The following is a 24,590-nucleotide window of genomic DNA, read 5'->3' on the forward strand; positions in this document are numbered from 1 at the left end:
TCAGCCGGCGGCGCCGGCGGCAGCGGCCTGCTCCGCCTGCTCGTTCGTCTGGTCGAGCAGCTCCTGCATGCGCGGCTGCACCTCGGCGAGGTAGTCGGCCGCGGTCTTCTTGCCGTCCAGCACCGGCTGGATGTCGACGAACAGCTCGTCGTACCACTGAGGGCTGAAGGTGTACGCGGCCGGCATGGCGCGGCCGTAGTCCTGGACGATGTCGAGGAACTCCTGGCGGTTGGCCGGCTCGGAGTCCTTCGCGTCGGCCCACTTCTCGGCCGTGTCGATCCGGTTGGGGATCTGGATGTTGGCGTCCACGAGGGTCTGCTGCGCGCCCTCGTCGGTCGACAGGTACGTGGCGAGCTTGACCGCGTCCTCCGGCAGGGCCGTGGTGTTCGAGACGCCGATGCCCAGGGAACCGATGTACGTGGCGGGCTCACCCGTCGCGCCGGTCGGCCACGGCATCAGGTCGTAGTCGAAGTCCAGGTCGTTGTACGTCGAGACGTCCCACGGGCCCACGGGGAAGAAGGCGATCTGGCCCTCCATGAACCGCTGGTAGGTGTCGAGCGTGGCGGACTGCTCGGTGTTCGGGGTGACCTTCTCCTTGGTGGTGAGGTCGGCGAAGAACTGCAGCGCGTCCGCGAACTCCGGGGAGTCCACGGTCACCTGGGTGTGGTCCTCGTTCGTCCAGTCGCCACCGTTGCTCCAGACGAACGACGGCAGCGTCCAGTTGACGTTGAGGCCGGTGCCCCACTGGTCGGTCTTGCCGTCCCCGTCGGTGTCCTTGGTGACCTTCTTGAGGATCTTGAGCCACTGCTCGCGGGTCATCGGCTCGTCGGCGTCGGGGAGCTCGACGCCGGCCTTCTCCAGCATGGTCTTGTTGTAGCCCAGGGCCATCGGGCCGACGTCCTTGGGGAGCGCGTAGAGCTGACCGTCGGGCGTGCCCTGGACCGTGCCGTCGAAGCGGTAGGAGTCGACGCCGTAGGGCCAGACGTTGTCCAGGTCGACGCCCTGGTCGGCCACCTGGTCGGTGATGTCCATGAGCACGCCGGAGGAGACGTACGACTGCAGGCTGCCCTGCTCCACGTAGAAGACGTCGGGCACCTTGTTGCCGGCGACGGCGGCCTGGAGCTTGGTGGCGTACTGGTCGGCGTCGGTGACGATGACCTTCACCTTGACGCCGGTGTCCTCGGTGAAGCGGTCGATGGCGTCCTGGTAGGCCGCCTTCTCGGCGTCACCGCCGCGGAACATGAACGTGAGCGTGTCGGCGTCGGCGCCGCTCCCGCTGCCGGAGCCGCAGGCGGCGAGGGTGCTGGCGGCCACCACGGCGGTGGCGATGCCGGCGATCAGGCGTGACTTCCTCATCACGGGGGTCCTCTCGGGGAGATCCGATCCGCGCCGGCGCGGCGTCGCCCCGTTGCGGTTTACATCGATGAAGAGCCATCGACGGCGCCCAATGTGGCACGGCTCGCGCGGCGCGGTCAAGTGGCCGAGGTCACGGCTCTGCAACGATGAAGAGGCCCGCCGCGCGCCGCGGTGGCGCGGTTGACCGCCGTCGGCCGCGGCGGGCAGGATGACCACCTCTACAACGATGTACGCGGGCGACGGTCGCGCGTGACGAGGGGGAGCGATGGCGCACCAGGAGGACCGGGGACACCCGCGGGCACGGAGGTCGGGGGAGACGGACCGCCCACCGATGGGCTGGAACTCGTGGGACAGCTACGGCACCACCGTGACCGAGGCCGAGGTGCTCGCGAACGCGCGGTTCCTGGCCGGGCACGACGGCGGCGTCCTGGCCGACGCCGGCTGGGACACCGTCGTCGTCGACATCCAGTGGTACGAGCCGACGGCCCGCCGCGGCGGCTACAACGACGCCGCGCCCGTGCTGTTCGACGACCACGGGTTCCTGCGGCCGGTGCCCGAACGCTTCCCGTCCTCCGCGGGCGGTCGGGGCTTCGCGCCGCTCGCCGCCGCGGTCCACGACCTGGGCCTGCGCTTCGGCATCCACCTCATGCGCGGCATCGCCCGGCGTGCCGTCGAGGCCGACCTGCCCGTGCCCCGCACGCCGTACCGCACGGGCGAGATCGCGGACACGGCCAGCACCTGCCCCTGGAACTCCGACTGCTACGGCCTGCGGCACGACCACCCCGGCGCGCAGGCGTGGCTCGACGCGATGATCGACCACGTCGTCGGCTGGGGCGTCGACTTCCTCAAGGTCGACGACATGCTGGCGCCCTACCACGCCGACGCCGTCGAGGCCCTCTCGCTGGCCGTCCGGCGGGCGGAGCTGCGGCACGGCCGGCGGGTGCTCGTCTCGCTGTCGCCCGGCACCGGGCTGTCGCTCGCCCACCTCGAGCACCTGCGCGAGCACGCCGACATGTGGCGGGTCTCCGACGACCTCTGGGACCGCTGGCCCGACGTCGAGGCGCAGCTCGGCCGGATGGCACGCTGGGCCCCGCACTCGGGCCCCGCCGGGTGGGCGGACGCCGACATGCTCCCCCTCGGCCGGATCGGCGTGCGGGCGGAACGGGGCGAGCCGCGCCACTCGCTGCTCACCGCCGACGAGCGCCGCACCATGCTCAGCCTGTGGTGCCTGGCGCGCTCGCCGCTGTTCGTCGGTGGGGACCTGCCGACCTCCGACCCCGACACGATCGCGGACCTGGCCCACCCCGGCGTCCTCGCGGTCGCGCACCGGTCCGCCGGCGGGCGCGAGCTGCTGCGCGAGGGCGGGCCGGGCGCCGAGACCGTCGTCTGGGGCGCCGCGACCGACGACGGCTCGACGCGCTGGGCGGGCGTCTTCAGCACGGCGTCCGAGGCCCGCAGGGTCCGGGTGCCCGCGGCCTCCGCGGGCCTGCCCGGCGCCCCGGCCGCCGTCGTGGACGTGTGGACCGGCGAGCTCGTGCCGCTGCGGCCCGCGGACGCCACCACCGGGGGCGACACCGTGCTCGACGTCGAGGTCCCCGCGCACGGCGTCCGGCTGCTGCGCCTCGACGCGGCCACGGGAGCGTCGGGAGGCGCCGCGTGAGGCGGTCGGCCGTGGCGTCGGCGGCGCTCGCGGCGGTCGTCGTCGCCGGGGGAGCGGTCCTGGCCGTCGCGCGCCCGTGGGCGCCGTCGGAGGCCGAGCCCGTGGCGCTCGAGCTGGAGGGCGACCTGGCCGTGCACGACCCGGCGCTGGTCGTCGGCGACGAGGGTGAGCCCTGGTTCGTGTACTCCACCGGCGACCTGCGCGTCGGGTTCGGCGCCCCGCAGATCCGCCGGTCCGACGACGGCGGCCGCACCTGGGAGCCGGCGGGCACGGCGTGGGACGCCTCGGGCGACCCGGCGTGGGTCCGCGACCCGGACACCGGGATCGCGGGCGTCGAGAACTACTGGGCGCCGGAGCTCGTCGAGCACGACGGCACCTGGTACCTCTACTACTCCGCGTCGACGTTCGGCTCGAACTCCTCCGCGATCGGGCTGGCCACGGCCAGCACCCTGGACCCCGCGGACCCGGACTTCGGCTGGACCGACCAGGGCATGGTGATCCGCTCGACCGCGGGCACGGACGACTACAACGCCATCGACCCCGGGGTCGTGACCGACGACGACGGCAGGCCGTGGCTGTTCTTCGGGTCCTTCTGGGGCGGGATCCAGCGGGTGTCCCTGGCCTGGCCGAGCGGGAAGCCGGCGGACGACGCCGAGCCGGTCACCGTCGCGAGGCGGTCCGGGGTGCCGGACCCCGCGATCGAGGCGCCGTACGTCGCCGAGCACGACGGCTGGTACTACCTGTTCGTGTCGTGGGACCGGTGCTGCGCCGGCGAGGACTCCACGTACTCGATCCACGTGGGGCGCGCGCGGGACGTCACCGGCCCGTTCCTCGACAAGGACGGCAGGGACATGGCGGACGGCGGCGGATCGCTGGTGCTGGGCACCGACGGCGCGAGGATCGGCCCCGGCGGGCAGTCGCTGTCGCAGGGCTATCTGGGCTACCACTTCTACGACGGGGAGAACGGCGGGGCGCCGCGCCTCGGGATCCAGCGCCTGGGCTGGGACGACGACGGCTGGCCCGTGGCGAGGTAGTCCGAGCCCTGCCGAGGTAGTCCAGATCTCCGTGAGGTAGTTCGAGTCCTGCCGAGGTAGTTCCGGCCGAACTACCTCGCGGAGATCTGGACTACCTCGGCAGGATGTGGACTACTTCGGCGAGCCCAGGTCGCGGCGGGCCGGGCTCGCGCCGGGCGGGATCGGCTAGGATCGCGAGGGTCGCGACTGGCGTACAGGTGGATCACCACCGGGGAGCGACGCGCTGTGCTGACGACGGGTCGTTCGCCTGGGCCCGGTCGTCGTCCGACACCCCGCCGGGTCGAGGCCTCCGACGCCCGGTGAGTCCGACCGCCGTCCGACACAGCAGGAGAACGCCGCATGAGCACTCCCGACCCCACGTTCAACGCGCCCCTGGCCGAGCTCGACCCCGAGATCGCGGCCGTCCTCGACGGGGAGCTGGCCCGCCAGCGCGACACCCTCGAGATGATCGCGAGCGAGAACTTCGTCCCGCGCGCGGTGCTGCAGGCGCAGGGCTCCGTCCTGACCAACAAGTACGCCGAGGGCTACCCCGGCCGCCGCTACTACGGCGGCTGCGAGCAGGTCGACATCGCCGAGAACCTCGCGATCGCCCGCGCCAAGGACCTCTTCGGCGCCGAGGCCGCCAACGTGCAGCCTCACTCGGGCGCGCAGGCCAACGCGGCCGTGCTGCACGCCCTCATCAACGCGGGCGACAAGATCCTCGGCCTCGAGCTGGCCCACGGCGGCCACCTCACGCACGGCATGAAGATCAACTTCTCCGGCAAGCTCTACGACGTCGGCGCCTACGGCGTGGACCCGCAGTCGTACCGCATCGAGATGGACGAGGTGCGCAAGCGCGCGCTCGAGCACCGCCCGGACGTCATTATCGCCGGCTGGTCCGCGTACCCGCGCCACCTCGACTTCGCCGCGTTCCGCGAGGTCGCGGACGAGGTCGGCGCCAAGCTGTGGGTGGACATGGCGCACTTCGCCGGCCTCGTGGCCGCGGGCCTGCACCCGAGCCCCGTGCCGCACGCCGACGTCGTCTCCTCCACCGTGCACAAGACCATCGGCGGCCCCCGCTCCGGCTTCATCCTGAGCAAGGAGGAGCACGCCAAGAAGATCAACTCGGCCGTGTTCCCGGGCCAGCAGGGCGGCCCGCTCATGCACGTCATCGCCGCCAAGGCCGTGGCGTTCAAGGTCGCGGGCACCGACGAGTTCAAGGCCCGCCAGGAGCGCACGCTGCGCGGCGCGCAGATCATCGCCGAGCGCCTGTCCCAGGCCGACGTCGCCGAGCAGGGCGTGTCCGTGCTCACCGGCGGCACCGACGTGCACCTGGTGCTCGTCGACCTGCGGAACTCCTCGCTCGACGGCCAGCAGGCCGAGGACCTCCTGCACGACGCCGGCATCACCGTGAACCGCAATGCTGTGCCGTTCGACCCGCGCCCGCCGCGCGTCACCTCCGGCCTGCGCATCGGCACGCCAGCGCTCGCCACGCGCGGGTTCGGCGACGCCGAGTTCACCGAGGTCGCGGACATCATCGCGGTCGCGCTGCGCGACGGCGCGTCGGCCGACGTCGACGGCCTCGCGGCCCGCGTCGCGAAGCTCACCGCCGACTTCCCGCTCTACCCCGGGCTGCAGCAGTGACGGCCCGCCTGCTGCCGGGCAAGCCGGTCGCCGAGGCGGTCTTCGCCGACCTCGCCCCGCGGATCGACGCGCTGATCGCCGCGGGGCACCGTCCCGGCCTCGGCACGATCCTCGTCGGGGACGACTCGGCCAGCGCCGGCTACATCCGGATGAAGATGGACAAGGCGAACGAGCTCGGGTTCACCTCGCCGCACATCCACCTCCCGCAGGACGCGACCCAGGCGGACGTCCTGGCCGCCGTGCGGGAGATGAACGACGCCAAGGACGTCGGCTCCGTCCTCATCCAGAACCCGCCGCCCCCGCAGATCGACTTCGACGCGGCCATGCTCGCGCTGGACCCGGACAAGGACGTCGACGGCCTGCACCCCGTCAACATGGGACGCCTCGCCCTCGGCATGCCGGGCCCGGTGCCGGCGACGCCGGCCGGGATCGAGACGCTCCTGGCGCACTACGAGATCCCGGTCGCCGGTCGCGAGGTCTGCATCCTCGGCCGCGGCACGACGCTCGGGCGCCCCCTGGCCCTGCTGCTCTCGCAGAAGCGCCCGACGGCCAACGCGGCCGTCACCGTGGTCCACACCGGGGTGCCGGACTGGCAGGAGTACACCAAGCGGGCCGACATCGTGATCGCGGCGGCGGGCGTCCCGGGCATCCTGCAGCCCGAGCACCTGACGCCGGGCGTGACCGTCGTCGGCGGCGGCGTCCGGTACGAGGGGCGCAAGCTGCTCCCGGACGTCGACGAGTCGTGCGCGGAGGTCGCCGGGGCGATCACGCCGCGCGTCGGCGGCGTCGGGCCGACCACCATCGCCATGCTGTTCCGCAACGCGGTGGAAGCCGCGGAGCGCGCCGCCCGGGGGTAGCGCCTGCCTGATCCCGCCGCGCACCTCGCGAGCACCGTCCGGGCCCGTCGTCCCCCTGGGGGCGACGGGCCCGGCCGCGTCCGCCATGATGTGCCCATGGTCGCGAGAAGCCAGCGTGGGTGGTCGGGCGAGCCGGGCGAGCTGCTGAAGGTGGGGCCGGGGTTCCGGCTCGCGGACGTCGACCCGGACGCCAAGCCCGGTTACGCCGGGAAGAAGAAGGACGGCGCGGCCGACCTGCTCGCCGGTGAGCAGGAGCTCGACGAGCTGCAGGAGCGCCTGTACGCCCAGAGCCGCGAGGACCCGTCCGCGCCCGCCGTGCTGCTCGTGCTGCAGGCCATGGACTCCGCGGGCAAGGGCGGCATCGTGCGGCACGTCATCGGCGCGACCGACCCGCAGGGCGTGCACCTCGTGGCGTTCAAGAAGCCGACGCCGCAGGAGCTGGCGCACGACTTCCTGTGGCGCGTCGAGAAGGAGGTGCCCGAGGCCGGGTACATCGGCGTCTTCGACCGCTCGCACTACGAGGACGTGCTCATCGGGAAGGTGCGCGAGCTCGCCCCGCCCCAGGAGATCGAGCGGCGGTACGGCGCGATCAACGCGTTCGAGGCGGAGCTCGTGGCGCGCGGCACGCGGATCGTCAAGGTGATGCTGCACATCTCGCCCGAGGAGCAGAAGGCGCGGCTCGGCGAGCGGCTCGAGCGCCCCGACAAGCACTGGAAGTACAACCCCGGCGACGTCGACGAGCGCCTGGAGTGGCCCCGCTACATGGACGCCTTCCAGATGGTCTTCGAGCGCACCTCGACGGACCACGCGCCCTGGTACGTCGTCCCCGCGAACGCCAAGTGGTACGCCCGGCTCGCCGTGCAGGCGCTGCTGCTGGACGCGCTCGAGGACATCGACCCGCGGTGGCCCGCCGCGACCTTCGACGTCGAGAAGGAGAAGGCGCGGCTCGCGGCGTCGTGACGCCCCGGCCCGACGCTCAGGCCGCGGGGGCGGGACCGGCCGGCTGCTCGACGTCGTCGGGCAGGTTGGCGTCGAGCGGCTCGCGGTCGGTCTTGGTCCACGTGCGCCGGCCCAGCAGCTCGCGCGCCAGCGCCACCGTGACCACCGGCCACAGCAGCCACGTGTAGAGCATGTACGGGATCAGCCCGAACACGGCCCGCAGCAGGGGGCGGCGGCCCGGCTCGTTGGTCATGAGCAGGGACAGGAAGCTCGGCACCAGGGCGATCGTCGCGAAGAACACGAGCGATGGCCACCAGCCGGAGTGGAACGGCACGTCGCCGAACAGCCAGAACAGCAGCGACAGCACGAGGCCGAGCCCCATCAGCAGCTGCAGCAGCGGCATCAGCAGGTAGGCGAGGTGGTCGAGGCGGGCCCCGACCGACACGGGCGCGCGGAACGCCCCGCGCAGCAGCGAGAACGCCTGCCAGTTGCCCTGCGCCCAGCGCACGCGTTGCTTGAACAGGCGGCGCAGGCTGGTCACGCCCTGCTGGTCGACCGTGGTGAGCACCGTCTGGCGCCCCCGCCACCCGGCGCGGATCAGCCGCACGCCGATGTCCTGGTCCTCGGTGAGGCGGTCGCGCCACGGCCCGCGCTCGATGCCGGGCGGGAGCTTCTCGGTGACGACGACGTCGTCCAGCGCCGCGAGCCGCACGTACTGGCCGTTGCCGCCCATGTTGGCGGTGCCCCAGGCGGAGCGCCCGAGCTGGTAGACGTACGCCATCACCCCGAACTCCACGTCCTGGCCCCAGGTGAGGTAGTGCCGGCGGTTGTAGATGCGCACCAGCGCCTGCACGCCGCCCACCCGCTCGTCGGTGAACGCGCCGGCCAGGGCGCGCGGCGCGTCCGGCGGGATGCGGCCGTCGGCGTCCACGACGCCCACGATCACGCGGGTCGTCGGCCAGCCGGCGTAGTCGCCCGCGAGCACCTCGGAGTGCACGAACTCCCACGCGTCGTCGAGGCCGGCCGACTTGCCCACGCGGGCGTTCGGCAGCTCGCGGCGCAGCACGTGCAGCTCGGGCACCTGCGCCCGCAGGCCGGCGAGCACCTCGGGCGTGCGGTCGTCCGACCCGTCGTCGATGACGACGATCGCCTTGTGGGTGGCCTCGACCGCGACGAGCCGGCTCACGCTGTCGGCGATCGTCACCTCCTCGTTCAGCGCGGGAACGACGAACACCCACAGGTACTCGTCCTCCCGGGCCCGCTCGACGGCCTTGCGCTGGCGACGCCGCTCGAACCACGCGCGCACGACGAGCCAGACGATGACGCCGAACGTCACGAGCGTCAGGGCGAGCAGGAACCACATCAGCACCTGCACGCCGGGGGGCATGCCGCGGTACGGGTCCCACCACGGCGCGGTGACGGCGGCGCCGACGGCGGTGCTCACGACGGCGCTCACTCGGCCGCCGATCGGTGCGGGGCGCCGTCGCTCGGCGCGGCGTCGTACGGGTCGACGGTCGACTTCGGCGCGATGACGACGCCCTCCAGGTCGGCCGGGACGCTGTCCACCGGGGTGGGCTCGCGCACGAACTCGGGGCCGTCGATCGCGTCGGTGCGGTGGAACCCCGCCCACTCCAGCACCTGCGCGCGGACGAAGCCGGGGCCGGAGGTCTGCGGCACCGGCGTGTTGAAGACGAGGTGCTCCAGGGCGGTGACGATGCGCTCGGAGGCGTGCCCGTCGCCGTAGGGGTTGGGCTGCCGCGAGAAGGCGGCGTGCGCCGCGGGGTCGGTGAGCACCCGGGTGGCGGCGGCGACGATCGTGTCGGCGTCCGTGCCGACCAGCTCCAGGGTGCCCGCCTCGACGCCCTCGGTGCGCTCCGTGGTGGAGCGGGCCACGAGCACGGGCACGCCGAGCGCCGGCGCCTCCTCCTGGATGCCGCCGGAGTCGGTGATCACCAGGGTCGACCGCGCCAGCAGGCGGGCGAAGGTGTGGTACTCCATGGGCTTCGTGAGCGTGACGGCGGCGACGTCGTCGAGCTCGTCGCGCACCGTCTGCGCCACGCGCGGGTTGGGGTGCACCGGCACGACGAACCGGACGTCCGGGTGCGCGTCGGCCAGCCGATGCACCGCCGTCGCGATGCTCCCGATGCCCTCGCCCCAGTTCTCCCGGCGGTGCGCGGTGACGGTGACGACGCGCGACGTCGTGTCGTCCTCGAGCCAGGCGAGCTCGGGCCGGCGGTAGGGCAGGCGCCGCGCCGCAGCCCACTGCAGCGCGTCGATGCCGGTGTTGCCCGTGACGAACGTGCGGCCGATGTCGACGCCCTCGCGCACGAGGTTCTGCACGTTCGCGCGGGTCGGCGCGGCGTGGAACGACGCGATGCGCGCCACCAGCTGGCGGTTGAGCTCCTCGGGGAACGGCGTGAGCGTGGTGCCGGTCCGCAGGCCGGCCTCGACGTGCACCACGGGGATGCGCAGGTGGAACGCCGCCAGCGCCGCCGCGGCGGCGCTGGAGGTGTCGCCGTGCACGATGCAGCCGGCGGGGTAGTGGTCCTCGCGGATGCGCCCGCTGATCCGCTCGGGCGCCGGGCCGTACCGCCCGGTGACGAACTCGTCGAGGCCGGCGATGACGGACGAGGACAGCTCGTTCAGCGTCAGCCCCGGGCGGCCGACACCGAGGTTGCCGGCCACCTCGCACCCGGCCTCCTGCAGCACGTAGTCGACGAGCTCCTTGTGCTGGCCGGTCGTGACGACGACCGGGCGCAGGCGCGGGTGGTCCTGCAGGCGCTGGATCAGCGGGAACAGCTTGATCGCCTCCGGGCGGGTGCCCAGCACGACCAGGATCTCGGGGCTGACGGGAAGCGGCATGTCTCTACCTTCGTCGAGCGAGGTGCCGGGACGGCGGACCGACACCGATGAGTTCCGGTTCGCCCGTCGGTCGGAAGGGAGCCGCACCGGCCGCGAGGGACGGTGCCCGTCGGAGGGAGCGGCCATGGTGACCGCACGCACGCACCTGTGGTTCGGGAACAACCGCGCGCACGAGGCGGCGGCGTTCTACGCCGAGCACATCCCGGGGTCGTCGGTGGACTCCGTGCTCACGTCGCCCGAGGGGGTGCCGGGGGCACGGGCCGGCGAACCGTTCGTCGTCGAGTTCACGGTAGCGGGGCTTCCTGTGACCGGGCTGAACGCCGGCCCCGAGTTCCGGCTGAACGAGGCGTTCAGCTTCTACCTGCGGGTCGACTCGCAGGACGAGGTGGACCGGTACTGGGACGTGCTCATCTCGGACGGCGGGGAGCCCGGGCCGTGCGGCTGGTGCAAGGACAAGTTCGGCATCTCCTGGCAGGTGATCCCGAAGCAGCTCGAGGAGCTGTCCGGCGACTACACCACCGAGGCGAACCTGCGGGTCATGAACGCGATGCTGCAGATGCACAAGATCGACGTCGCCGCGCTGGAGGCCGCCTCCCGCGGGGAGTGAGGCACGCGACGCCCGCGCGGTGCCGCTGAGCGCGGGCGGTGTCGTCGGCGTGTGATGGGATGTCGGGCGTGCTGACCGTCGCCACCGCCAACGTCAACGGCATCCGTGCCGCCTTCCGCCGCAACATGCCCGCCTGGATCGCCGCCCGCACCCCCGACGTCCTGCTGCTGCAGGAGGTGCGCGCGCCCGACGAGCTCGTCCACGAGTACCTCGAGGGCTGGCACGTGGCGCACCTGCCCAGCGACATCAAGGGGCGGGCCGGGGTCGCCGTCGCGTCGCGGCTGCCGTTGCGCGCGGTGCGCACGGGGCTGGCCGCCCACGGTCCGGACGGCGAGCCCGAGCCGCCGGTCGACACCGGCCGCTGGGTGGAGGCCGACGTCGAGCTGCCCGGCGGCGGCCTGCTCACCGCCGTCTCCGCCTACCTGCACTCGGGCTCCAACGCCCCGGGGCAGGAGCACACGATGGCGGCCAAGTACGCGCACCTCGACAAGGTCACCGCGCGCCTGGCCGAGCTGTCCGCCGCCGAGCATCCTTCGGTGGTCGCCGGCGACCTCAACATCGCCCACCGGAACGTGGACATCGCGAACTGGAAGGGCAACCTCAAGAACGCCGGCTTCCTGCCGCAGGAACGGGCGTACGTCGACAGGTGGACGGGCGAGCTCGGCTGGGCCGACCTGGGTCGCGCGCACGGCGGCGAGGGCCCCGGGCCGTACACGTGGTGGTCGTGGCGCGGCCAGTCGTACGTCAACGACCGCGGCTGGCGGATCGACTACCAGCTCGCGAACGCCGCCCTGGCGCCGCGCGCCGTCAAGGTCGAGGTCGACCGCGCCCCCACCTACGAGGAGCGCTGGTCCGACCACGCCGCCGTCGTCGCCACCTACGACCTGTAGATCGTTGTGGGTGGGCGTTCGGCCCTGTTTCGGATCGAAACAGGGCCAAACGCCCACCCACAACGGCTCAGCGGTGGCCGTGGGGGAACATCGCCCGCTGGACGGCGTCGTGCACGTCGGTGTTGAGCTGCGGCCCGGACAGCCGCTCGGCGCCCGGCCCCTGCGCGGTGATCGGCGTGGCCTCGCCCGTGTGCCCGCCGGTGGTCCAGTCGACGGAGAACTCGAGGTCCGTGCCCGGCACCGGGAACGGGCCGTCCTCCGCGGTGGCGCCCTCGCCCGACTCGTCCTCGGGGTCGACGTTCTCGATCGCGAGCCCGCCGGTGGCGTGGTCGCCGACGACGAGCACCAGCGTGTCGCGGTGCTTCTTCTGGAAGTCCAGGGCGAGGGCGACGGTCTCGTCGAGCGAGCGGCCCGCCTCGATCGTGCGCGTCGCGTTGCTCTGGTGGGCGAACTCGTCGATCGCCTCCTCCTCGAGGAAGAGGAAGAAGCCGTCGCGGTCGCGCTGGAGCACCTCCAGCGCCTTGGCGGCCATGTCGACCAGCGGCACCTCGGGGGAGTAGACGTCGCCCTCGCCCTCGTTGGCCTGCTGGAACATCTCCTCGTTCGCGAACAGGCCGAGCAGCTTCCGGCCGTCCGCGCCGGCGAGCCCCTCGGCGTCGCTGACGTAGGTGTACCCGAGCTCCTGGGCCCGCTCGACGAGGTTGCCCGCCGTGCCCTTGCTCTGCTCCTCGGGATCCTCCGGGGGGTTGTCGGGCCAGGCGCCCGGCTCGCCCTCCGGGTACCAGAAGTCCTCGCCGCCGCCCAGCAGGACGTCGGGCCGCGACTCCTCGAGGTACTGCCGCGCGATCTCGCTCTGGTCGTAGCGGTCGGTGACGTGCGCGCCGAACGCGGCCGGGCTGGCGTCGGTGACCTGCGCCGTCGAGACGAGACCCGTGGCCTTGCCGGCCCGCCTCGCGTCCTCGAGCAGCGTGGGGACCGGGGTGCCGTCGGCGTCGACGCCGACCGCCCCGTTGAACGTGCGGACGCCTGTGGCGAACGCCGTCGCACCGGCCGCGGAGTCGGTCACCGCCTCCTCGGGGTCGGCGGAGTCGGTCGCGGTCCAGCCGGCCTCGTCCAGGGTGTCCATGACGAGGTGGCCGTCCTTGCCCACGCTCGCGAGGCGGATCAGCTCCCGTGCCGCCAGGCCCATGCCGTCGCCCTGGAGCACGATGACGTTCCGTGCCCGGTCCTTGTCGTGCCGCCCGTCGTGCCCGCCGCGCCCGCGGTCGGTGTCAGCTCCGGCCGTCGCGCCGACCGCCGTCCCCGCGGCGACCAGTGCCGTGAGCGCCGCCGCGCCGACGCGGCGCATCGTGGTGCGTGCTGCCATCGCTCCTCCTCGAACGATCGGGCCGGCGGCGGTGGTGCCGCCGGCCCTCGCACCGTAGGCAGGGGCCGCGTCGCCGGCATCCGGGAGAGGAGGGACCGCGGTGCGCCGCCGCGACCGTCAGGCGGTGCGGCCCGCCGGCGCCGACGGCGGGGCGAGGAGGAACGCCGGGGCGCGCAGCCCGGCGTCGTCGAACGCGCGCTGCACGGCCGCCGCGACCGTGTCGACCTCGTCGGCGCGCACCAGGGCGATGGCCGAGCCGCCGAACCCGCCGCCCGTCATGCGGGCGCCCAGCGCGCCCGCGGCCAGCGCGGCGTCGACGACGAGGTCGAGCTCGTGCGCCGAGACCTCGTAGTCGTCGCGCAGCGAGGCGTGGGACGCGACCATCAGCGGCCCGACCTCGCCGGCGCGCCCGGCCGTGACAAGGTCGCGGAAGCGTGCCGTGCGGTCGATCTCCGTGACGACGTGCCGCACGCGCCGGGCCAGGACGCCGTCGGCGTCGTGCGGCGCGAGGGCGGCGAGCGTCTCGTCGAGGCGGCCCGGATCCACCTCGCGCAACGTCTGGACACCGAGCAGCCCCGCGGCGCGCTCGCAGGTGGCCCGTCGCTCGGCGTACTGGCCGTCGACCAGCGCATGCTCCGCGCGCGTGTCGACGACCAGCAGCGTGAGGCCCGCGGCCGCCAGGTCGAACGGCACCGGCGTGCCGGACTCCAGCGCGGACAGGCCGGGCCGCGAGTCCACCAGCAGCGCGTGCCCCGCCGTGGCGCGCAGCGACGCGGCCTGGTCCATGCCGCCGGTCGGCGCGCCGGCGATCTCGTTCTCGGCGCGGACGCACGCCGTGACGAGGACGGCGCGCCCGGCGTCGGTGCAGGCAAGGCCGAGCCCGCCCGTCTCGTCGAGCGCGACCGCGACGGCGCACTCCAGCGCGGCGGAGGACGACAGCCCCGCGCCGAACGGCACGCACGAGTCGACGACGGCGTCGAAGCCGCCCACCTCGTGCCCGTCCCGCGCGAGCGCCCACGCGACGCCCGCGACGTACGCGCCCCAGCCCGTCACCGCGCCCGGCGCGACGTCGGCCAGGCGCGCCGACCACAGCTCGCCCGGCGCCTGCGCGGACCCGAGGCGCACGACGTCGTCGTCCCTGCGCCGCAGCGCGACGTACGTGCGGTGGGGGAGCGCGGTCGGCAGGGCCAGCCCGCCGTTGTAGTCCGTGTGCTCACCGATGAGGTTGACCCGGCCGGGGGCCGACCAGACGCCGTCGGGCGCGCCGTCGGCGTCGCCGAAGACCTGGGCGAACAGGTCGCGGACGCGCCGCGCCCCCTCGTCGTCGGACCAGGACTCGAGCCACTCGGGCGTGCTCATGGCGGGACAGCTCCTTCGCAGGCAGGACGACGGGGGCGGGCGCCGACGAGGCGCCCGGGGGAGGGTATCGCGGGTCAGCCGTTGACCGGGCTGCTGACCGGGCTGAGGTTCAGCCGCATCCCCGCGAGGCCGCGGGAGCGGCCGGCCAGCGCGCGGGCGACGTCGCGCAGCACGCGCGCGCCGGCGGAGTCGGGGTCGCAGAGCACGACCGGCGTGCCGTCGTCGCCCGCGGCCCGGACCGCGACGTCGAGCGGCACCTGGCCCAGCAGGGGCACGGCGGTGCCGAGCGTGGCGCCCAGCCGGTCCGCGACGCGCTGCCCGCCGCCGGAGCCGAACACCTCGAGCCGCGTGCCGTCGGGCTGCTCCAGCCACGACATGTTCTCCACCACGCCCACCACGCCCTGCGACGTCTGCGTGGCGATCGAGCCCGCGCGCTCCGCGACCTCGGCCGCGGCGGCCTGCGGGGTCGTCACGACGACGATCTCGCTGCCGGGCAGCAGCTGCGCCACCGAGATGGCGATGTCGCCGGTGCCCGGGGGCAGGTCGAGCAGCAGCACGTCGAGGTCGCCCCAGAACACGTCGGCGAGGAACTGCTCGAGCGCGCGATGCAGCATCGGCCCGCGCCACACCACCGGCTGGCCCTCGGGCACGAACATGCCGATCGACACGACCTTCACCCCGTGCTCGATCGGGGGCAGCAGCATCAAGTCCACGCGGGTGGGCTGGCGGTCGACGCCGAGCATCCGCGGGATGGAGAAGCCGTAGATGTCGGCGTCGACGACCCCGACGTTCAGCCCGTCGGCCGCCATCGCGGCCGCCAGGTTCGCCGTCACGCTCGACTTGCCGACGCCGCCCTTGCCCGACGCGATCGCGTACACCTTCGTGAGCGAGCCGGGCTGCGCGAACGGGATCACCGGGTCGCCCGCGCCGCCGCGCAGCTGCGAGCGCAGCGCCTGCCGCTGCTCCGGGGTCATGACGCCGAGCTGCACGTCGACCCCGGTCACGCCGTCGAGCGCCTCGACGGCGGCGGTGACGTCGCGCACCAGGGTGCCCTTCATGGGGCAGCCGGCCACCGTGAGGTCCACGCCCACCGCGACGCGTCCGCCGTCCTGCACGTCGACCGACCGGACCATGCCGAGGTCGGTGATCGGCCGGCGGATCTCCGGGTCGACCACCGAGGCGAGGGCGGTGCGGACGCGGTCGGCCAGCGGTGCGGGGCCGTCGGGGGAGCCGGTGGTCATGCCTCGATCCTAGGCGCGACGGGCCGAGGCGCCGGTGCGTCGTGGGTCACGACCGGACAGCCCTGCCGGACAACGCGGTCGTGACGCGCCGGGCCAGCGCGTCGACGTCGACCGGGCCGGTCGTGTCCAGCCGCACCACCGGGCCGAGCGCCAACGGGGCGCCCCGGGCCGACCACGCGGCCCAGTCCCCGTCCTGGTCCCTGTCCCGGCCCCTGGCCGTGCCGCGGCCGTCGGCGTGCACGGGGTGCCGCGTCGCCGCGCGGGCCTCGAAGCGCCGCCGGGCGACGTCGGGCGGCACGTCGCACCAGACCTCGACGACGGCGTCCGCCCCCGCGGTCGCGAGCCCGCGCAGCGCGTGGTCCAGGTCGCGCGGCCGGAACCACCACGACTCGACGACCACGCGCGGCAGCGGGGCCGCGGCCAGCCGCCAGACCGCCTCCATGGCCGCCGGCCCCACGAGCCCGGCACCCAGCAGCGCGGGGGAGCCGGGCCCGACGGCGTCGGCCAGCGCCTCCTCGACCGCGTCCTTGGCCAGCAGCGGCGCGCCCAGGCGGCTCGCGAGCGGGCCGGCGAGCGTCGTCTTGCCCGAGCCGGGCAGCCCGTTGACGAGCACCACCTGACGCGCCACGCGTCCGCCTCCGCTCGTCGCCCGCCCGCCACGGACACCCTGGACGCCCGCAGACTATCGGGCGGGTCCGGGCGGCGTCGGCCCTGGTCGGAGCCGTCGCGCCCGGTCAGGGCGACGAGGTGTCGCGGCTGCGCTCCGGCCCCTTCTCGTCCAGCTCCTCGAGGAGGTTGCGGATCTCCGACCGGACGAAGTCGCGCGTGGCGACCTCACCGAGCGCGATCCGCAGCGCCGCCATCTCGCGGGCCAGGTACTCCGTGTCGGCGAGGTTGCGCTCCGCGCGCTGCCGGTCCTGCTCCGCGGTGACCCGGTCGCGGTCGTCCTGCCGGTTCTGCGCGAGCAGGATGAGCGGCGCCGCGTAGCTCGCCTGCAGCGACAGCATGAGGGTCAGGGCCGTGAAGCCGTTCGACGCCGAGTCGAACCGGAGCGACTGGGGCCCCCACGCGTTCCACACGAGCCACAGCGCGCAGAACACGGTGAGGTAGATGAGGAAGCGCGGGGTGCCGAGGAAACGGGCGATCGCCTCCGTCGCCCTGCCCACCGCGTCCTGGTCCATCTGCGGCCGGGGGATGAAGGTGCGCCGGAACTCCTTCGGCTGGTCGAGGCGGTCAGCCACGCGGCACCTCCTCGAGGTTCTCGTCGATGTGCTCGCGCCAGTCGTCCGGGAGGATGTGGTCGAGCACGTCGTCCACGGAGACCGCGCCCAGCAGCCGCTTCTCGCTGTCGAGGACGGGCAGCGCGAGCAGGTCGTACGCCGCCAGCAGGCGCGTCACCCGGCCCACGGGCGCGTCCGGCGTGAGCCACTCCGTGTCCGTGTCCAGCACCGACCCCACCGACGCGTGCGGGGGCTCGCGCAGCAGCCGCTGGAAGTGCGCGACGCCGAGGAACCGGCCCGTGGGCGTCTCCAGCGGGGGCCGCACGACGAACACCATCGACGCCAGCGCCGGCGGCAGGTCCTGCTTGCGGATCTGCGCCAGCGCGGTCGCGATCGTCGTCTCGGGGCCCAGGATCACCGGCTCGGTGGTCATGAGGCCGCCCGCCGTGTCCTCGTCGTAGGACAGCAGGCGACGCACGTCCTTCGCCTCCTCCGGCTCCATGAGCTCCAGGAGGCGGGCGGCCTGCTCGTCGGGCAGCTCGTGCAGCAGGTCGGCGGCGTCGTCCGGCTGCATGGCCTCCAGGACGTCGGCCGCGCGCCCCGAGTCCAGGCGGGACACGATCGAGACCTGGTCGTCCTCCGGCAGCTCCTCCAGGACGTCGGCCAGGCGCTCGTCGTCCAGCGCGCTCGCCACCTCCAGGCGGCGCGTGTCGCCGAGCTCGTGCAGCACGTCCGCGAGGTCGGCCGGGCGCAGGTCCTCGTACGCCTCCAGCAGCTTGGTGGCCCCCTGCTCCTGCGTGGAGCCGGCGAGCCCCGTGACGGCGTCCACCGGCACGACGAACGTCTCGCCCCGGCGGCGCAGCGACAGGCCGCGCGCGGGCTGCTTGCGCCGCACGAAGAGCTGGTCCACCAGCCAGTCGCCCGTGCGCTGGCGCGTGATCGACAGGTCCTCCACGATCGCCTCGCCCGAGCCGTCCACCAGCCGCACCGTGCGGTCCAGCAGCTCGCCCAGCACCAGCGACTCCATCGCGCGCTGCTCGAACCGGCGCATGTTGAGCAGGCCCGTCGAGATCACCTGGCCCGCGTCGATCGCCGTCACGCGCGTGAGCGGGAGGAACACCCGCCGCCGGCCGGGGACCTCGACGACCAGTCCGACCGCGCGGGGCGCCCCCTTGGCGCGGACCAGCACGACGGCGTCGCGCACGCGCCCCACCTCGTCACCGATCGGGTCGAAGACCTGGGTGCCGGCGAGCCGTGCCACGAAGACCCTGGTTGCCACGCTCACGTCGGTCAGCCTACGCGGGGCGGCTCCGTCGGTCCTGGTAGGAGGCGCGCAAGGACGTGCCGTGCGCGGCTGGTGTGGTGGTGCCGGGGCCACGACTGGGCCAGACTGGGCGAATGAGCTTCAACCGCCCGAACGCCGTGCCCCGCGTCCCCACCCTGCCGGCAGGGGACGAGGTCGCCGCGTACGACACGTACCTCGAAGCCCAGCAGGCCGTCGACTACCTGTCGGACCACAAGTTCGCCGTCGAGCACGTCACCATCGTCGGCACCGACCTGCGCATGGTCGAGCGGGTCACCGGGCGGCTGTCCTACGGGCGGGTGGCGCTCGCGGGCGCGCTCTCGGGCGCCTGGTTCGGGTTCTTCGTCGGTCTCCTGCTGAGCCTCTTCGGCGGGGCCGCCGCGGGCGGGGTGCTGCTGGTCGGCATCGGGCTGGGCGCCGGGTTCGGGCTGCTCTTCTCGGTGCTGTCGTACGCGCTGACCGGCGGGCGTCGTGACTTCACGTCGTCCTCGCAGATCGTCGCGTCCACCTACGCGATCCTCTGCGCCGCCGAGCAGGCCGGCGACGCGCGGTCCATGCTCCTGCAGTCCCCGGGCGGGCTGGGCAAGGCGCGGCGCGGCGCGGCCACCGCGGCGCCGACCTCGCCGGTCGGGGCGCCCGCCGTCGGCGGCCCGGCCGCCCCCGCGGCACCCGCCGCGCCGCGCACCCCCGACCCGCGCTGGACCACCCCCAGCGGCGCCCCGCGGTACGGCGCCATGCGGCCGACACAGGAGCAGGCCCCGTCGACGGAGCCCGCGCCGGCGCCACAGCCGCAGAACCCCGAGCCGCAGACCCCCGAGCCGCAGACCCCCGAGCCGCAGGGCCCGCAGCCGGGCACGCACCAGCCGGAGCCCCGGCAGCCGCAGGAGGGCGACCCCGAGCAGCCGAAGGCGCCGGAGCACGACGACCCGTACCGCCCGCCCCAGCCCTGACCTGGTGAGATCGGTCATCTGGTGCGAGATCGGTCCAGATCCGGACCGATCTCGCGCCAGATGACCGATCTCACGGCGGGGGCGGCAGGAGCGGGTTGACCCGGAACCCCAGCCGGACGTCGGCTGGGAACCGCGCGGCGATGCGCGCCACAAGCTGCGAGACCTCTCGGCCGCGCGTCGCCATGACACGCACGGGGTCGTAGCCAGCCTCCCGGATCGCCTCGTACCTCGCTTTCTCGCGCAGCAGCTCGGTGGTGCCGTCGTGGTCGTCGCGCAGGACGCCGTCGCGATACTTCACCCGGCCGTCGAACTCCGCGAGCACGTCCCACTCCGGCCACCCGAGGTCGCAGTGCACCTCCCCGATCCTCGTGACGACCGGCGCCTGGGTGATCGGCCGCGGGAGCCCCGCACGGAGGCAGACGTACCGCAGCCAGGTCTCCCAGACCGAGTCGACGCCCGTCTCCGCGTGCTCCAGCACCCACCGCGCCCTGGCGCGGCCCTTCCGCGCCGGCGCCGCGGCGAGGATCCCGGGTGCGTCGCGGAGGCCGTGCCCGGCACGGAGCGCGGCGTCGGCGACCGCCAGGGACTCGAGCGGATGCATCGTCAGCGCGCAGTCGACGACGGTGCGCGCGAGCGTCGTCACCGGAAGCCCGTCCCGGGTGGTCACGTGGGAACCGGGAAGGTGGAGGACGTGGCGGGCGATCTCGCGCGAGGCATGCCCGGAGGCTCGGTACGACTGGATGACGTGCGTCCGGGCGGGCGTGCGCCACAGACGAAGCCCCCAGCACAGGGCCGCGGTCTCGTGGCTGAGCACGTGGGGGCGGTGAGCTGCCGGTGCACGGCGATCGCGACGTCGAGCGCCCGGGACCGCTCGGCGCTCCGGGGCGGAGCGGCCGGCGGCGGCACCCGGTAGGCGCCGTACCGCAGCCGCTCCACCTCGCCCGCTGCGAGGGCACGGCTGAGGAGGGGGCGGGAGAGCTCGCGGGACAGGATGACCTCGCCTGGTTCGACCATGCCGGGAGCATGGCGCCGGCCGCCCAGGGCCGGAGCCGTCGAGGACGGACCTGTGGACGAGTCCCTTCTGGGGGCAGGCTCCGCCCCACGGGAACGAGATCGGTCATCCGGTACGAGGTCGGCAGGGATCCCGACCGACCTCGTACCGGATGACCGATCTCAGCGGAGCGGATCAGCCGCGCAGGCGCGCCATCCAGGCCTCGACGTCCTCGGGACGGCGGGGGAGGGCGGCGGACAGGTTCTCGTTGCCGTCGGCGGTGACGAGCACGTCGTCCTCGATGCGCACGCCGATCCCGCGGTACTCCTCGGGCACGGCGAGGTCGTCGGCCTTGAAGTACAGCCCCGGCTCGATGGTGAACACCATGCCGGGCTCGAGGACGCCGTCCAGGTAGAGCTCGCGCCGCGCCTGCGCGCAGTCGTGCACGTCCAGGCCGAGGTGGTGGCTGGTGCCGTGCACCATCCACCGGCGGTGCTGCTGGCCCTCGGGGGACAGCGACACCTCGGCGGTGACGCCGTCGGGCAGCAGGCCCCACTCCTCGAGGCGGGCGGCGATGACCTCCATCGCGGCGGCGTGGATGTCGCGGAACTTGGCCCCGGGCTTCGCGACGGCGAACGCGGCGTCGGCGGCGTCGAGCACCGCGGTGTAGATCCGGCGCTGCACGTCCGTGAACTCGCCGTCCACGGGCAGGGTGCGGGTGACGTCCGCGGTGTACAGCGAGTCGACCTCGACGCCCGCGTCCAGCAGGACGAGCTCGCCGGAGCGGACGACGCCGTCGTTGGTGATCCAGTGCAGCGTGGTGGCGTGCTCGCCCGCGGCGGCGATCGTCTCGTAGCCCACGGTGTTGCCCTCGAGGCGGGCGTGCGCGTCGAACGTCGTCTCGATGACGCGCTCCCCGCGGCGGTGCGCGAGGGCCTTCGGCAGCGCCGGCACGACCTGCTCGAAGCCCTCGATCGTGCGGGCCACGGCCTCGCGGAGGTGCTCGACCTCGAGGGCGTCCTTGACGAGGCGCAGCTCGGAGGTGGCCTCGACGAGCTGGTCGTCCTCGGCCTCCGCCTCGACGCCGGCCTCCTCGCGGATGGCCTCGACGAGCGTCTCCACGGTCTCGTCCGCGCCCGTCACCACGAGCACGCGCACGCCGTCGGCGCCGACGTCCTTGGCGAGCGCGTCGCGCAGCTCGTCGACGTGGCGCGCCTCGACGCCGGTGAGGGTCGTGACGTCGTCGAGCGACGGCCGGGCGCCCACCCAGAACTCGCCGTAGCGGGCGTCGGCGTAGAACTCCTCGGTGTCGCGGGCCGCGAGCGGGCGGACGTACAGCACGGCGTGGTGGTGGGTGCCGTTGCCGTGGCCGTCGGGGTCGCCCTCGCCGTCGGCCACCGGGTGCAGCACGAGCACGGCGTCGGGCTCCTGGTCGGTGCCGAGCCCCGTGAGGTGCGCGAACGCGGAGTGCGGGCGGAACCGGTAGTCGGTGTCGTTGGAGCGCACCTTGAGCCCGCCGGCCGGCACCACGAGCCGGGTGCCCGGGAAGCGGGCGGACAGCTTCGCGCGGCGCTCGGCGGTGTACGGCACGGCCGCGCCGGGCTCGACGTCGAGGGCGGCGCGCTCGCCCCACTGCGAGGTGATGAACGACTTGAACGCCTCCGAGACGGGGCGCTGGGAACGGTTGCTGCCGCGGTCCTCGGTGCTCGCGGGGGCGGGGGGCGCGGTCTCGTCGACGGGGGTGGTGTCGGTCATGGTTCCCAGTGTCGCACCCGGCGCGGGGGCCCGGGCCCGGACGGCGCCCGGTCGGCGAGGGCCCTCGTCAGGCGCGCGCGAAGTCGTGCAGCGCCCGGGTGAGCACGCGGTTGAACGCGTCCGGGGCGTCGGAGTTGACGTCGTGGCCGGCGTCCGGCACGACGACGAGCGCGCCGCGGTCGGCGGCGGCGACGTGGCGCGCCTCCTCGAGGCGCAGGCGGTCGCGCGCCCCGTTGACGAACCACACCGGCACCTGCAGGGCGCGGGTGCTGGCGACCGACGAGCGGCCCGCGAGGTGGGTGAGCGCGTCGGTGACGATGCCCCAGCCGGGCCGCGGGACGGCGTCGCCCAGCAGCGCCGCGACCTCGAGCCCGCCGGCGCGCGACCGGCCGCCGGTGAGGGCGGAGCGCCAGGCGAGGGACGCGTCGCGCAGGCCGCGGCGCACCGCCGTCGTGCCGGTGACGGCGAGGTGCGCGACGTCGCGGAACAACGCCACGGGCTTGCCCTTGGGGTCGGACGTGCAGCCCGCCGCGACGACGCCGGCCAGCGGCGGTGCGGAGGCGGCCGTGGCATGGTGCGCCGCCCAGGCCAGCGACGTGTAGCCCCCGAGCGAGAGCCCGACGACGACCACCGGCGTCCCGGCGCCGAACGACCCGGCCGCCTCGTCGAGCACCTCGAAGGCGCGCGGCATGGAGAACCGCTCGCGGTGGAGCGCGCCGTGGGCGGGGAGGTCGACGGCCACGGCGTCGTGCCCGGCGTCGCGCACGTGGTCGACCTGCCGCTCCCAGATGGCCGACGACGTCCGCATGCCGTGCACGAAGACGATCCCGGCCCGCTGCGGTGCGGGCCCGGGGTCGGCGGGCGGGGTGGGGGCGACGTCGGCGCTGCGGGAAGTCATCGCGACGATCGTGCCCTGCCGGTCGGGGCGTGTCGGGGGCAGCGGCGGCGGGCGCGGTGGAGAGGTTGTGCCGACGCCTTCACGGGTGCGGGCCGTGGGAGTGTCGGACGTCGCACCGCCGCGGCCCCCGGATCGCGCGTGCGGGCGCGCGGGGCTCCCTAGAATCGGTGATCGTGACGCCGCCCCGGATCGACCTCCACACGCACTCGCGGGCCTCCGACGGCACGGACTCCCCGCGCGGCGTGCTCGAGGCGGCGGCCGCGGCCGGGCTCGACGTCGTCGCCCTCACCGACCACGACACGACCGCCGGCTGGGCCGAGGCCGTGGCGGCCGTGGCGACCACCGGCGTGGCGCTGGTGCGGGGCACGGAGATCTCGACGCGCGTCACGACCGAGGGCGGCAGCATCAGCGTGCACCTGCTGTCCTACCTGCACGACCCGGACGATGCCGCCCTGCGCGCCGAGCGCGAGCGCACCCGCGACGACCGGCTCACCCGGGCCCGGCGCATGACCGAGCGGCTGGCCGAGGACTTCCCGCTGACGTGGGACGACGTCGTCGCCCAGACGGGCGACGACGCGACGGTCGGCCGCCCGCACCTCGCGGACGCGCTGGTCGCGGCGGGCGTGGTGGCCTCGCGGGACGAGGCGTTCGCGACGATGCTGCACCCCGGCGCCCGGTACTACGTGCCGCACTACGCCCCGGACACCGACGCCGCGGTGCGCGCGGTGCTGGGCGCCGGCGGCGTGCCGGTCCTGGCGCACCCGGGCGCCGGCGCGCGCGGCCGCACGGTGAGCGAGGAGACGATCGCGGCGCTCGCCGCCGCCGGCCTGGCCGGGCTCGAGGTGGACCACCGCGACCACGACGCCGCCACCCGCGACCGGCTGCGCGGCCTGGCGGGGGAGCTGGGGCTGCTCGTCACGGGCTCGAGCGACTACCACGGCACCGGGAAGCTCAACCGCATCGGGGAGCACACCACGGCCCCCGAGGTGCTCGCACGGATCGAGGAAAGAGGTCTGCTGGACGTGATCCGCCCGTGAGCGCGCTGCTGGACACCGCGTTGTTCACCGAGGTCTTCGTCACCCTGTTCGTCATCATGGACCCGCCCGGCACGGTCCCGGTGTTCCTCGGGCTGACGTCGGCCATGGGCGCCAAGCAGCGCAACCGCGCCGCCCGCCAGGCGATCCTCGTCGCGTTCGGCGTGATCGTCGTCTTCGCGCTGTTCGGCCAGCAGGTGCTGCACTACATGGGGATCTCACTGCCGGCGCTGCAGGCGTCCGGCGGCCTGCTCCTCCTGCTGGTCGCGATGGAGCTGCTGACCGGCAAGATGGAGGAGGCGACGCCGTCGGGCAACAAGGGCGTCAACGTGGCGCTCGTCCCGCTGGGCACGCCGCTGCTGGCGGGGCCGGGCGCGATCGTCGCCACGATGGTCTTCGTCCAGCAGACCCGGGTGTCCGACGACGCCGCGGCGCCCCAGTTCGTCGCCATCGCCGTGGCGATCGTGCTGGTGCACGTGTGCCTGTACCTGGCGATGCGGTTCGCGAACGTCATCCACCGGGTGCTCAAGGACTCGGGCGTCACCCTGGTGACGCGCATCGCGGGCCTGCTGCTCGCCGCGATCGCGGTGCAGCAGATCGCGACCGCGGTCACCGAGTTCGTCAGGATGGCGCAGTAGCGGACCC

The 24,590-nt window shown here is 74.3% G+C and carries 22 protein-coding genes and 1 riboswitch; of the genes, 10 read left to right on the plus strand and 12 right to left on the minus strand.

All coding sequences use genetic code 11. The features are described from left to right. Complete coding sequence (locus tag AAG589_RS07590) at positions 1 to 1,356, minus strand: ABC transporter substrate-binding protein (RefSeq protein ID WP_430566637.1); 1,356 nt, start codon at positions 1,354 to 1,356, stop codon at positions 1 to 3. Positions 1,357 to 1,621: 265 nt separating this feature from the next. On the opposite strand from AAG589_RS07590, the gene AAG589_RS07595 reads away from it, so the two are divergent. From AAG589_RS07595 to AAG589_RS07615, 5 genes are all read left to right on the plus strand, one after another. Then, on the plus strand, positions 1,622 to 3,016 hold the full coding sequence (locus AAG589_RS07595; RefSeq protein ID WP_430566638.1) for a glycoside hydrolase family 27 protein: 1,395 nt from the start codon (positions 1,622 to 1,624) through the stop codon (positions 3,014 to 3,016). Further along, entirely contained in the window at positions 3,013 to 4,050 is a 1,038-nt protein-coding gene (locus AAG589_RS07600; RefSeq protein WP_430566639.1) for an arabinan endo-1,5-alpha-L-arabinosidase, read from the plus strand. The genes AAG589_RS07595 and AAG589_RS07600 overlap by 4 nt, the downstream gene beginning before the upstream one ends. A gap of 172 nt (positions 4,051 to 4,222) precedes the next feature. Next, positions 4,223 to 4,310: riboswitch (ZMP/ZTP riboswitch) on the plus strand. Between the two features lie 79 nt (positions 4,311 to 4,389). Beyond that, the gene (glyA, locus tag AAG589_RS07605) at positions 4,390 to 5,673 is read left to right on the plus strand and encodes a serine hydroxymethyltransferase (RefSeq protein WP_430566640.1); all 1,284 of its coding nucleotides are present in this window, start codon (positions 4,390 to 4,392) and stop codon (positions 5,671 to 5,673) included. Continuing rightward, on the plus strand, positions 5,670 to 6,530 hold the full coding sequence (locus AAG589_RS07610) for a bifunctional 5,10-methylenetetrahydrofolate dehydrogenase/5,10-methenyltetrahydrofolate cyclohydrolase (protein ID WP_430566641.1): 861 nt from the start codon (positions 5,670 to 5,672) through the stop codon (positions 6,528 to 6,530). The genes glyA and AAG589_RS07610 overlap by 4 nt, the downstream gene beginning before the upstream one ends. Positions 6,531 to 6,626: 96 nt before the next feature. Then, positions 6,627 to 7,490, plus strand: a complete 864-nt coding sequence (locus tag AAG589_RS07615; RefSeq protein WP_430566642.1) for a polyphosphate kinase 2 family protein — start codon at positions 6,627 to 6,629, stop codon at positions 7,488 to 7,490. A 16-nt stretch (positions 7,491 to 7,506) separates the two neighbouring features. Here the strand turns inward: AAG589_RS07615 and AAG589_RS07620 are convergent, their stop codons facing one another. Together AAG589_RS07620 and wecB are read right to left on the minus strand one after the other, a co-directional pair. Then, positions 7,507 to 8,913, minus strand: a complete 1,407-nt coding sequence (locus AAG589_RS07620; RefSeq protein WP_430566643.1) for a glycosyltransferase family 2 protein — start codon at positions 8,911 to 8,913, stop codon at positions 7,507 to 7,509. 8 nt (positions 8,914 to 8,921) lie between these two features. Next, positions 8,922 to 10,331, minus strand: coding sequence for a non-hydrolyzing UDP-N-acetylglucosamine 2-epimerase (gene wecB / locus AAG589_RS07625; RefSeq protein ID WP_430566644.1), 1,410 nt, complete (start codon positions 10,329 to 10,331; stop codon positions 8,922 to 8,924). A gap of 124 nt (positions 10,332 to 10,455) precedes the next feature. Between wecB and AAG589_RS07630 the strand changes: the two genes are divergently transcribed. Both AAG589_RS07630 and AAG589_RS07635 read left to right on the plus strand, forming a co-directional pair. Then, entirely contained in the window at positions 10,456 to 10,938 is a 483-nt protein-coding gene (locus AAG589_RS07630) for a VOC family protein (RefSeq protein WP_430566645.1), read from the plus strand. A 68-nt stretch (positions 10,939 to 11,006) separates the two neighbouring features. After that, on the plus strand, positions 11,007 to 11,828 hold the full coding sequence (locus tag AAG589_RS07635; protein WP_430566646.1) for an exodeoxyribonuclease III: 822 nt from the start codon (positions 11,007 to 11,009) through the stop codon (positions 11,826 to 11,828). Positions 11,829 to 11,895: 67 nt separating this feature from the next. Here AAG589_RS07635 and AAG589_RS07640 read toward each other — a convergent pair whose 3' ends face one another. From AAG589_RS07640 to AAG589_RS07665, 6 genes are all read right to left on the minus strand, one after another. Further along, positions 11,896 to 13,194 carry an alkaline phosphatase gene (locus AAG589_RS07640; protein WP_430566647.1) on the minus strand — a complete coding sequence of 433 codons (1,299 nt, stop codon included), beginning with the start codon at positions 13,192 to 13,194 and terminating at the stop codon, positions 11,896 to 11,898. Positions 13,195 to 13,311: 117 nt separating this feature from the next. Beyond that, positions 13,312 to 14,553, minus strand: coding sequence for a galactokinase (gene galK / locus AAG589_RS07645; RefSeq protein ID WP_430566648.1), 1,242 nt, complete (start codon positions 14,551 to 14,553; stop codon positions 13,312 to 13,314). A 74-nt stretch (positions 14,554 to 14,627) separates the two neighbouring features. Then, complete coding sequence (locus AAG589_RS07650) at positions 14,628 to 15,794, minus strand: P-loop NTPase (protein ID WP_430566649.1); 1,167 nt, start codon at positions 15,792 to 15,794, stop codon at positions 14,628 to 14,630. Between the two features lie 46 nt (positions 15,795 to 15,840). Next, entirely contained in the window at positions 15,841 to 16,422 is a 582-nt protein-coding gene (locus AAG589_RS07655; RefSeq protein WP_430566650.1) for an AAA family ATPase, read from the minus strand. A gap of 106 nt (positions 16,423 to 16,528) precedes the next feature. After that, complete coding sequence (locus tag AAG589_RS07660) at positions 16,529 to 17,035, minus strand: DUF1003 domain-containing protein (RefSeq protein WP_430566651.1); 507 nt, start codon at positions 17,033 to 17,035, stop codon at positions 16,529 to 16,531. Next, the gene (locus AAG589_RS07665; protein WP_430566652.1) at positions 17,028 to 18,299 is read right to left on the minus strand and encodes a magnesium transporter MgtE N-terminal domain-containing protein; all 1,272 of its coding nucleotides are present in this window, start codon (positions 18,297 to 18,299) and stop codon (positions 17,028 to 17,030) included. The genes AAG589_RS07660 and AAG589_RS07665 overlap by 8 nt, the downstream gene beginning before the upstream one ends. A gap of 113 nt (positions 18,300 to 18,412) precedes the next feature. On the opposite strand from AAG589_RS07665, the gene AAG589_RS07670 reads away from it, so the two are divergent. Continuing rightward, complete coding sequence (locus tag AAG589_RS07670) at positions 18,413 to 19,267, plus strand: general stress protein (protein WP_430566653.1); 855 nt, start codon at positions 18,413 to 18,415, stop codon at positions 19,265 to 19,267. Between the two features lie 70 nt (positions 19,268 to 19,337). Here AAG589_RS07670 and AAG589_RS07675 read toward each other — a convergent pair whose 3' ends face one another. The 3 genes from AAG589_RS07675 to AAG589_RS07685 all read right to left on the minus strand — a co-directional run bounded on the left by AAG589_RS07675 (position 19,338) and on the right by AAG589_RS07685 (position 22,911). Beyond that, on the minus strand, positions 19,338 to 19,934 hold the full coding sequence (locus AAG589_RS07675; RefSeq protein WP_430566654.1) for a hypothetical protein: 597 nt from the start codon (positions 19,932 to 19,934) through the stop codon (positions 19,338 to 19,340). A 519-nt stretch (positions 19,935 to 20,453) separates the two neighbouring features. Then, positions 20,454 to 22,013 carry an aminopeptidase P family protein gene (locus AAG589_RS07680; RefSeq protein ID WP_430566655.1) on the minus strand — a complete coding sequence of 520 codons (1,560 nt, stop codon included), beginning with the start codon at positions 22,011 to 22,013 and terminating at the stop codon, positions 20,454 to 20,456. Positions 22,014 to 22,080: 67 nt separating this feature from the next. Next, entirely contained in the window at positions 22,081 to 22,911 is an 831-nt protein-coding gene (locus tag AAG589_RS07685) for an alpha/beta fold hydrolase (RefSeq protein ID WP_430566656.1), read from the minus strand. Positions 22,912 to 23,084: 173 nt separating this feature from the next. On the opposite strand from AAG589_RS07685, the gene AAG589_RS07690 reads away from it, so the two are divergent. Both AAG589_RS07690 and AAG589_RS07695 read left to right on the plus strand, forming a co-directional pair. Further along, positions 23,085 to 23,948 (plus strand): PHP domain-containing protein, encoded by an 864-nt coding sequence (locus AAG589_RS07690; protein WP_430566657.1) that lies wholly within the window; start codon positions 23,085 to 23,087, stop codon positions 23,946 to 23,948. Further along, positions 23,945 to 24,583 (plus strand): MarC family protein, encoded by a 639-nt coding sequence (locus AAG589_RS07695; RefSeq protein WP_430566658.1) that lies wholly within the window; start codon positions 23,945 to 23,947, stop codon positions 24,581 to 24,583. The genes AAG589_RS07690 and AAG589_RS07695 overlap by 4 nt, the downstream gene beginning before the upstream one ends. The last annotated feature ends 7 nt before the right edge of the window (positions 24,584 to 24,590 follow it).

The sequence above is a fragment of the Isoptericola sp. F-RaC21 genome (genome assembly GCF_038593535.1).
GTDB lineage: Bacteria > Actinomycetota > Actinomycetes > Actinomycetales > Cellulomonadaceae > Isoptericola.